Origin of the sequence: Enterobacter sp. CM29 (genome assembly GCF_013179605.1) — a bacterium.
In the GTDB taxonomy this organism is placed as follows: Bacteria; Pseudomonadota; Gammaproteobacteria; order Enterobacterales; family Enterobacteriaceae; genus Enterobacter; species Enterobacter intestinihominis.
Genome location: NZ_JABMCU010000186.1, coordinates 1 through 8,979, shown reverse-complemented (window position 1 = coordinate 8,979; position 8,979 = coordinate 1). Strand labels below are relative to the sequence as shown.

Genomic DNA, 8,979 nt, shown 5'->3' with positions numbered 1-8,979 from the left:
AAAGACGAGGTGCGCAAATGAGAAAACGTGACACCATCGTGCGCTACACCGCGCCGGAACGCATCAACCACTGGGTCACCGCCTTCTGCTTCATGCTGGCGGCGATAAGCGGGCTGGGGTTCTTCTTCCCCTCCTTCAACTGGCTGATGCAGATACTGGGCACGCCGCAGCTGGCGCGCATCCTGCACCCGTTCGTGGGTGTGGTGATGTTTGCCTCGTTTATCATCATGTTTTTCCGCTACTGGCACCATAACCTAATCAATCGGGATGATATCTTTTGGGCGAAGAATATTCGTAAGATCGTCGTCAACGAGGAAGTGGGTGATACCGGGCGTTATAACTTCGGCCAGAAATGCGTATTCTGGGCGGCGATTATCTTCCTGGTCCTGTTGCTGGTGAGCGGCGTGATCATCTGGCGTCCGTACTTTGCGCCTGCTTTCTCAATCCCGGTGATCCGATTTGCGCTGATGCTGCATTCATTTGCCGCAGTGGCGTTAATTGTGGTTATCATGGTGCATATCTACGCCGCCCTTTGGGTGAAAGGCACCATTACCGCGATGGTGGAAGGATGGGTAACCAGTACGTGGGCGAAGAAACATCACCCGCGCTGGTACCGTGAAGTCCGCCAGAAACAGGAAAAGTCATCTGAATGAGTATTCGCATAATCCCGCAAGATGAGCTGGGGTCGAGCGAGAAACGCACGGCGGATTATATTCCGCCGTTGTTGTTCCCCAGACTCAAGAACCTCTACAACCGCCGCGCAGAGCGTCTGCGCGAGCTGGCAGAGAACAACCCGCTGGGCGATTTTCTGCGTTTTGCCGCGCTGGTCGCCCATGCGCAGGAAGTGGTGCTATACGACCACCCGCTGCAAATGGATCTGACCGCACGCATCAAAGAAGCCAACGCGCAGGGCAAGCCGCCGCTGGACATTCACGTTCTGCCGCGCGACAAGCACTGGCATAAGCTGCTGCATTCGCTGATTGCCGAGCTGAAGCCCGAAATGAGCGGCACGGCGCTGGCGGTCATTGAGAACCTGGAAAAAGCCTCAGAGCAAGAGCTGGAAGAGATGGCGAGCGCGCTGTTTGCCTCCGACTTCTCGCTGGTGAGCAGCGATAAAGCGCCGTTCATCTGGGCTGCGCTGTCGCTCTACTGGGCGCAAATGGCGAGCCTGATCCCGGGTAAAGCCCGCGCTGAATATGGCGAAGCGCGCCAGTTTTGCCCGGTGTGCGGCTCAATGCCGGTCTCCAGCATGGTACAGATTGGTACGACGCAGGGGCTGCGCTACTTGCACTGCAACCTGTGTGAAACCGAGTGGCACGTGGTGCGCATCAAGTGCAGCAACTGCGAACAGACCCGCGATCTGAACTATTGGTCGCTGGAAAACGAAGACGCGGCGGTGAAAGCCGAAAGCTGCGGCGACTGCGGGACCTACCTGAAGATTCTGTATCAGGAAAAAGACCCGAAAGTCGAAGCGGTAGCCGACGATCTCGCCTCGCTGATCCTGGACGCGAAGATGGAGCAGGAGGGCTTTGCCCGTAGCTCGATCAACCCGTTCCTGTTCCCGGGGGAAGGGGAGTAATCTCCACTAAAGCCCGGCGAGCCTCTGTGCAACCGGGCTATTTACTGCGATAGGGCTGGGATGACATGTTGAGGGTCGTTAGCAATGGCGCGCAATAGCGCTTTAGCGGGGCCTGTAGGTGAGCGTCTGCCTTGTTCCCAGTTACGCAACGTATCAACGCTAACTGAGATTAAGTTCGCGAATTTACTCTGCGACAACCCGGACGCCTGACGAATTTCTTTTATTTTCATCGCATCAATTTGAAACGTACGCGACGGCTCTCGTTGGCCCTCGGCAATTTCGTTGATTTGCGCAATGCTTTGGGTTAATCGCTCAAACAGCGCCTTATCCATTTACCACCTCTCAATCATCTTTTTCAGTATGGCTTTTTCACCCGCGGAGAGGTCATCTTTGATCCCTTTGCGATAGATGAGCAGCAACCTGATTTCACACTCACGCGTACGGTGAAAATAGATAACTCTGACTCCACTACGCTTTCCCTTACCGCCAGCAAGCCAGCGAATCTTTCGCAAGCCTCCCGTATTCTGGATCAGATCGCCGTAATCCGGTTGCGTTGCCAGGAATATTTGGAACCTATGATATTCGTCGTCATCCAGTAACGTTTTGACGTCTTCTGTAAAAATATCCGTTTCAATGAATAGCATATATCGTACGCCATTGGCTTATAGTAGCAAACATCCAATGTACGTCAATGACGTACCCCTAGCTGATTACGTTAATGGGATACGCTGAATAAAGCGAAGTATAATTCCTGCTACGTTGTGTATTTGCGAGCCGCTTTCCAGACGACTGCTACTCCTCCTCGTTCCCGCCCTCTTCATACGCGCCATACGGCTTCGCAGGCAGAACGATATAGGTGCCTTCAAACACCGCGCCCGGCGTTTCATCGCCGAACAGCTCAACCTGCATTTGTACGCGTGCTTTACGCCCACGCGCCAGACGGTCGAGATCGCCGCCCAGTGCACCCAGGTCAGCTACCGCGCTCGGCTTGCCGCTGATCGGCGCGCTGTAGCGGATATGGGCATCGGCCAGAATAATGGTGCCGCCGAGATGACGTTCGCGCAGCATCAGCCAGATCAGTCCCCAGCCGGTGAGCGTTGCGAGTGAAAACAGGCTACCGGCAAACAGGGTATGGTGTGGGTTCTGGTTGCCGGTTTCCGGCATGGTGGTAATAAATTTTTGCCCGGTATATTGCTGAATACGCACGCCCATTTTTTCACTGAGCGGAATGTGCTGATACCACGCCTGCTGGAGCTGCCCGCACCAGTCGGCACGATGGAGAATATCGTCCAGGGTGGCGATGGGTTTGATCATCAAAAAGTGACGAATCGGCGTAGTTTGCGGGGCGGTGATTTCCCCCTGATTCACGAAACCAAGCTTGGCAAAGAACTCAACGGCATCTTCACGGGCGCTACAGGTGACGCGCTTGACCCCTTCCTGACGGGCGACGGATTCCAGCGTCATTGCCATCAGCGTTCCGAGGCCTTTGTCCTGCACGGAGGGGTGAACGGCCATAAAGCGGATTGAAGCTTCGTTGTCGGCATTGATATACAGACGCCCCACGGCAACCAGATTGCCCTCTTCATCAACCACCATCTGGTGGTGCGCCATCGCGTCCCAGGCGTCGCGTTCAGACCCTTTAGGTTGATGCAGTGGCTTGCGCAGCATTTCCCAGCGGAAATGGTAATAAACCTCTAACTCTTCTTCCGTTTGCGGTACTCGAAGGTGATACATAGCTGTACTCTCTCTTGTTACCCGCGGCCAGGCCGCCAGTTGGCTCATACCTGGAGCCAGAATGTGACGGGGCCATCGTTCACCAGCGAAACCTGCATATCCGCAGCGAATCGTCCGGTTTGTGTATTCATGTCCTGTTGGCGACAGCGCTCAACAAAGTACTCGTAAAGGGCTTCTGCGCGATCCGGTGCCGCGCCCTTCGAAAAACTCGGCCGCATGCCGCGTTCGGTATCCGCAGCCAGCGTAAACTGGGACACCACCAGCACGCTGCCGCCCGCCTGCTGAACGTTCAGGTTCATCTTGCCTTCCGCATCGCTGAAAATGCGGTAGCCCAGCACGCGCTCACACAAGCGGTTGGCTTTTTGTTCGTCGTCATCCTTTTCGACACCCAGGAGCACCAAAAGTCCTGGGCCGATTTCACCCGTCACCTCATGCGCCACGGTGACGCTGGCACGGGTTACGCGCTGAATCAATGCAATCATGGTTGGTCTGCTTCTTGTTGTTTTTCAGCTTCTGCTGCTTTTTTAAGTTCGCGGTAGACCCCGAGAGTGACAGTTATTTCGGCGCCAAGCAAGACGATGCACCACGTCCAGTAGACCCAGACAAACAAAATGGGGATCACCGCCAGTACGCCGTAAATCAGCTGATAAGAGGGGAACATGGTGATATAAAGCGCGAATCCTTTCTTGCCCAACTCAAAGAGCAACGCCGCGACCAGCGCACCCACCACGGCATCACGGTTGGGTACGCGCGTAGTTGGCACCACGCTATAAAGCAGCCAGAACGAAAGCCACGATAAAATCAGCGGGAAGATGCGCAGCACGTTATCGATCACGCTGTTTAAATCGCTCGCCCAGCGCAGCGAAAGAAGGTAGGAGCTGATCGCCAGGCTCGCCCCCGCCAGCAAGGGGCCGAGGGTTAAAATCATCCAGTAGACGGCAAAGGAATAGACCTTTGGGCGGACTTTTTTGCTCCGCCAGATAGTGTTGAGCGCACTGTCGATGGAGTACATCAGCAGCAGCGCGGTAACAATAAGCCCACACGCCCCCACCGCCGTCATCTTGCTGGAGTTAGCGACAAACTGTTCAATGTAGTTCTGGATCACATCGCCGGTGGCAGGAATAAAGTTTGCGAAAACAAAATGGCGAAGCTGCATGCTCACATCGGCAAACATCGGAAAAGCCGAAAAAAGCGCAAAAATCACCGCCACCAGCGGAACCAGCGAAAGCAAGGACACGTAAGCGAGATTGCCCGCCAGCGTGGTCATGTTGTCCTCATCAATGCGATGCCAGAGGAGTTTCAGCCACGCCCTCAGCGGGCGCGTGTGGTGATTGGCTTTTTGATGAACGGTTTTTAGCATAACTGCTTCGCAAAGTAGTTCGGTATCGTCTCTTTTCCGGTCACCAGAATGGAGGTGATACCTAACTGATTAGCCCCTTCTATATTATCGGCGTTGTCGTCAAAAAAGACCGCATCCGCTGCCGTGAATCCTTCTTCCTGCAATACCGCCTGATAGATGCGCGCCTCAGGTTTACGCATCCCCATCTCCTGGGAGAGATACACTTTATCTGCCGCCGCGTGAATTTCCGGGTATTCATCCGGCCAGAAGGTGGTATGCAGGCGGTTGGTATTAGACAGCACGACAACGCGATGCCCCTGCTCGCGCAGCTTGTGCATGATGTCGATCACTTCGGGGCGGATCGCGACAAATATAGCCTGCCAGCCATGGGAAAATTGCTCGTAACTTAACGAGAGACCCATTTCCTGACAGAAACGCTCTGCGAACGCTTCGTCGCTGATCTCACCGCGCTCGTGCAAATGGAAAGTCTCACCCATCGCGAAATTCTGCTTTAACGTCGCCAGCGGAACACGGCTAAAATCGCTCCATGCGCCCAGCACCCGGTTAAAATCGATATCGACGATTACATTTCCTAAGTCAAAGATATAAAGCATGTTTATCTCCTTTCGCCGTGGAAAAGTAACTGTAGCGGGAAAGAGAAAGTTTAGCTATGCGCCAGATTCAGCTTAGAGAAAGGAAAGGCCCGAATCGCAATATCGGGCCATAAGACGATCAGCCAGCCTGCTGCTCTTCTCCGGAATTCACTTCGACAACCTCAACCTTGCTGGATTTTAGGTGACTTTGCAGCGCCGGGCCGGGCAGCTCATCGGTGAACAGTGCCGTCGCCTGCGCCACGTTGCCAATTTCAACCGCCGCGGAGGCGTGGTATTTCGTATGATCGGCCGCCAGTAAAATGTGACGGGAGTGGGCAATCATGGTTTTCACCACGCTGGCTTCGTTAACGTCAAATTCCATCATCGCGCCGTCGTGCTCTATCGCCCCCACGCTGGTCACGAGGTAGTCCGCCCGGAAGCCAGACACAAACGCCGTTGCCGCAGGCCCGATAATGCCGCCGTTATGCGGGCGCAGCGTACCGCCAGGTAACATCACCTCAAAACGCGGGTTCTTATAAAGAATGTGCGCCACCCGCAGGCTGTTGGTGATGATGCGCAGATGATTATGATTAAGCAGTGCCCGGGCAACGTGCTCCACGGTCGTCCCGATAGTGATAAAGATGGTCGAGCCATCCGGGATATAGTCCGCAATCGCTTCGGCAATCGCCCGTTTCTCTTCGGTAAGCGAAACTTCACGCTGTTCGAACGCCGTATTGACCACGCTGGATGCCCTGCCCGCACCGCCGTGATGACGGGTGATCAGCCCCTGCTCGCTGAGCTTACGGATATCCCGGCGCACGGTTTGCGTCGACACATCCAGCAGCTGCGCCAGTTCATCAATGTTCATATAGCCGCGATCGGCAATCAGCGTCAGCAGCTGATCGTGACGCGGGTTGCCGGTCAGTTCGGTAAGGCTCATGGGCTGTCCTCTGAAAACCATCACGCCCCGCATTTTATACAAAAAGTGACAAAAAAGAGCGGGTTTGATCACAGTCGGGTATACCCGCGCGCCCGCCGGGCTTTGTGCATTTCAGTGCTGCGACGGCGCTGGCAAAACGCACGGCGTCTGCGGCGGGCAATTTCTGCCCCAGGCTGACCGCCAGCGCACCGTGGAACACGTCGCCCGCGCCGGTGGTATCAATGACCTTCACTTCAAATCCAGGCTGATGACATAGCGCGCCGTTTTCCAGCCAGAAACAGCCGTCTCGCCCCTGCGTGACATACACATGTCCATTTGTGAGCATTTGTGCTTTTTTTAATGCGTCTTCTGTTTCATCCAACTGCGTTAAACGCCGCAGTCCCGGCGCAGAGAAGGCCGCGTGATCGCTTAAGGCGATCAGCTCCGCGATATCCTGCGGGGTAACATCCGCATCCAGCAACGTCGGAACGCCCTGCTGACGGGCCAGGGTAAATGCCTGTTTTGCCCCGTCATGCCAGCGCACGTCGGCTAAGACAATGTCCCACTGAGAGAAGTCGATTTCATGCAGCCAGCCTGCCTCGGCGGGCAGATCGGGGCTGGGGTAGTTGGCAATCACTCTTTCCCCACCTGCGTCCACCAGCACCGCCGATTGCGACGATCGGGCCCCCTTAACTACGCGCGTATAGCGGGTGTTCACCCCCAGGGATTCCAGCTCCGCAAGCAACCGTCTGCCGGTATCGTCGTCCCCCACCCGACCAATAAAATCCACTTCCGCGCCCAGTTTCGCGGCTGCCACTGCCGCCGTTGCCGCCGGGCCGCCGCCCACTTCCGTGTAGTCTTTTGCGACATATTTCCCACCTTCTTTTGGTAAATCATCGAGATACCAGATGCGATCCAGCACGGTAATGCCGACACAAACGATGCGAGTCATGGTGATTCCTTCTGCGATTTCTGATGCCTTCATTTTAATTTCACCAAATGTTTAAAAAGTGACCCGTGTCAATTTTTTGACTATAAATTACAAATACGATCAAAAACAGACACCACAAACGCGCAAAAATTGACACGATGTGACAGGAGAGAGGCATGTCAGCAATCGCATTTATCGGTTTAGGACAGATGGGCGCGCCCATGGCGAAGAATCTGTTGAAACAGGGCCACCAGCTTAACGTTTTTGATGTGAACCCGCAGGCGGTTCAGGCGCTGGTAGAGAGCGGCGCCCGGACGGCGGCAACGCCCGCACAGGCAGCAACGGATGCCGAATTCGTGATCACTATGCTGCCAAACGGCGACCTGGTGCGCAGCGTGCTGTTCGGCGAGCACGGCGTGTGCGAAGGATTATCCCGCGACGCGCTGGTCATTGATATGTCCACCATTCACCCGCTGCAAACCGACGCGCTGATCCGCGACATGGCTGAGCAAGGCTTCAGCCTGATGGACGTGCCCGTCGGGCGCACCTCTGATCATGCCATCGCCGGTACGCTACTCCTGCTGGCAGGCGGCACGGCAGAGCAGGTTGAGCGCGCCACCCCCGTCTTAATGGCGATGGGTAATGAACTGATTAACGCCGGCGGGCCGGGAATGGGCATCCGCGTGAAGCTCATCAATAACTACATGAGCATCGCCCTGAACGCCCTTTCCGCCGAGGCCGCCGTACTGTGCGAAGCGCTTGGCCTCTCCTTTGACGTGGCGCTCAAGGTGATGAGCGGCACACCTGCGGGCAAAGGCCACTTCACCACGTCATGGCCGAACAAGGTGCTGAAAGGGGATCTTTCACCCGCCTTCATGATCGACCTTGCGCATAAGGATCTGGGGATCGCCCTCGACGTGGCCAACCAGCTGCATGTCCCAATGCCGCTGGGCGCGGCTTCCCGCGAAGTTTACAACCAGGCACGCGCCGCCGGGCGCGGGCGCGAAGACTGGACAGCCATTCTTGAACAGGTTCGCGCATCTGCCGGGCTGAAAAAATCACACTGATACGAAAGGACTGAGGAATGACGATGTACACCCTGAAAGATATCACCCGACCTTCCGGCGGTTTTGCGATGCTGGCCGTGGATCAGCGCGAAGCGATGCGCCTGATGTTTGCGGCGGCAGGCGCGCCGGTACCGGTAATCGACCAGCACCTGACGGATTTTAAAGTCAACGCGGCAAAAATTCTGTCGCCGTACGCCTCTGCCATTCTCGTCGACCAGCAGTTCTGCTATCGCCAGATTGTCGAGCAGCGGGCCGTGGCCAAAAGCTGCGCGATGATTGTGGCAGCCGACGAGTTTATTCCGGGGAACGGTATTCCGGTCGACAGCGTGGTGATCGACAAGAGCATTGACGCGCAGGCGGTCAAACGCGACGGCGGCAAGGCGCTGAAGCTGCTGGTGCTGTGGCGCAGCGATGAAGATCCGCAGCAGCGCCTGGAGATGGTGAAAGCGTTCAATACGCTGTGCCACGATAACGGTCTGTTGAGCATTATCGAGCCGGTTGTGCGTCCACCGCGCCGCGGCGCCGCGTTTGACCGCGAGCAGTCGATTATCGATGCGGCCAAAGAGCTGGGCGACAGCGGTGCCGACCTCTACAAAGTGGAAATGCCGCTGTTTGGTAAGGGCACGCAGCAGGAGCTGCTGGCGGCCTCGCAGAAGCTGAACGAGAACATCGCCATGCCGTGGGTGATCCTCTCCTCCGGCGTGGACGATAAGTTATTCCCGCGCGCGGTGAGCGTGGCGATGCAGGCGGGGGCATCGGGCTTTTTAGCCGGTCGCGCCGTCTGGTCCTCTGTGATTGGCCTGCCGGACACCGAGCT

General features: G+C 56.2%; 12 protein-coding genes. 4 read left to right on the top strand and 8 right to left on the bottom strand.

All coding sequences use genetic code 11. From position 1 onward, the window contains the following. Positions 1-17 precede the first annotated feature (17 nt). Both fdoI and fdhE read left to right on the top strand, forming a co-directional pair. On the top strand, positions 18-653 hold the full coding sequence (gene fdoI, locus HP459_RS18675) for a formate dehydrogenase cytochrome b556 subunit (protein WP_006808711.1): 636 nt from the start codon (positions 18-20) through the stop codon (positions 651-653). Continuing rightward, positions 650-1,579: a formate dehydrogenase accessory protein FdhE gene (gene fdhE / locus HP459_RS18670; protein ID WP_022649835.1), complete on the top strand. Its 930-nt coding sequence runs from the start codon at positions 650-652 to the stop codon at positions 1,577-1,579. Before fdoI ends, fdhE begins: the two co-directional genes overlap by 4 nt. A 41-nt stretch (positions 1,580-1,620) precedes the next feature. On the opposite strand, the gene nadS is transcribed toward fdhE, so the two are convergent. The 8 genes from nadS to HP459_RS18630 form a co-directional block, all read right to left on the bottom strand. Then, entirely contained in the window at positions 1,621-1,911 is a 291-nt protein-coding gene (gene nadS / locus HP459_RS18665) for a NadS family protein (RefSeq protein WP_032626927.1), read from the bottom strand. After that, on the bottom strand, positions 1,912-2,223 hold the full coding sequence (locus HP459_RS18660) for a hypothetical protein (protein ID WP_022649837.1): 312 nt from the start codon (positions 2,221-2,223) through the stop codon (positions 1,912-1,914). It abuts the gene before it with no gap. A 148-nt stretch (positions 2,224-2,371) separates the two neighbouring features. Further along, positions 2,372-3,313, bottom strand: coding sequence for a fatty acid biosynthesis protein FabY (gene fabY, locus HP459_RS18655; RefSeq protein ID WP_022649838.1), 942 nt, complete (start codon positions 3,311-3,313; stop codon positions 2,372-2,374). A 44-nt stretch (positions 3,314-3,357) separates the two neighbouring features. After that, positions 3,358-3,795, bottom strand: a complete 438-nt coding sequence (dtd, locus tag HP459_RS18650) for a D-aminoacyl-tRNA deacylase (protein WP_063150747.1) — start codon at positions 3,793-3,795, stop codon at positions 3,358-3,360. Continuing rightward, positions 3,792-4,673, bottom strand: coding sequence for a virulence factor BrkB family protein (locus tag HP459_RS18645; RefSeq protein ID WP_023298923.1), 882 nt, complete (start codon positions 4,671-4,673; stop codon positions 3,792-3,794). The genes dtd and HP459_RS18645 overlap by 4 nt, the downstream gene beginning before the upstream one ends. Then, a complete protein-coding gene (yihX, locus tag HP459_RS18640) occupies positions 4,667-5,266 on the bottom strand; it encodes a glucose-1-phosphatase (RefSeq protein WP_003861947.1) in 600 nt (199 codons plus the stop codon). The genes HP459_RS18645 and yihX overlap by 7 nt, the downstream gene beginning before the upstream one ends. A gap of 118 nt (positions 5,267-5,384) precedes the next feature. After that, positions 5,385-6,185, bottom strand: coding sequence for a DeoR/GlpR family DNA-binding transcription regulator (locus HP459_RS18635; protein WP_154850591.1), 801 nt, complete (start codon positions 6,183-6,185; stop codon positions 5,385-5,387). A 34-nt stretch (positions 6,186-6,219) separates the two neighbouring features. Continuing rightward, positions 6,220-7,116: a sugar kinase gene (locus HP459_RS18630; RefSeq protein ID WP_038416951.1), complete on the bottom strand. Its 897-nt coding sequence runs from the start codon at positions 7,114-7,116 to the stop codon at positions 6,220-6,222. 155 nt (positions 7,117-7,271) lie between these two features. On the opposite strand from HP459_RS18630, the gene yihU reads away from it, so the two are divergent. Beyond that, positions 7,272-8,162 carry a sulfolactaldehyde 3-reductase gene (yihU, locus tag HP459_RS18625; RefSeq protein ID WP_048966001.1) on the top strand — a complete coding sequence of 297 codons (891 nt, stop codon included), beginning with the start codon at positions 7,272-7,274 and terminating at the stop codon, positions 8,160-8,162. A 17-nt stretch (positions 8,163-8,179) separates the two neighbouring features. Beyond that, positions 8,180-8,979: sulfofructosephosphate aldolase (yihT, locus tag HP459_RS18620; RefSeq protein WP_171936625.1), on the top strand; the 800-nt coding region annotated here is incomplete at its 3' end.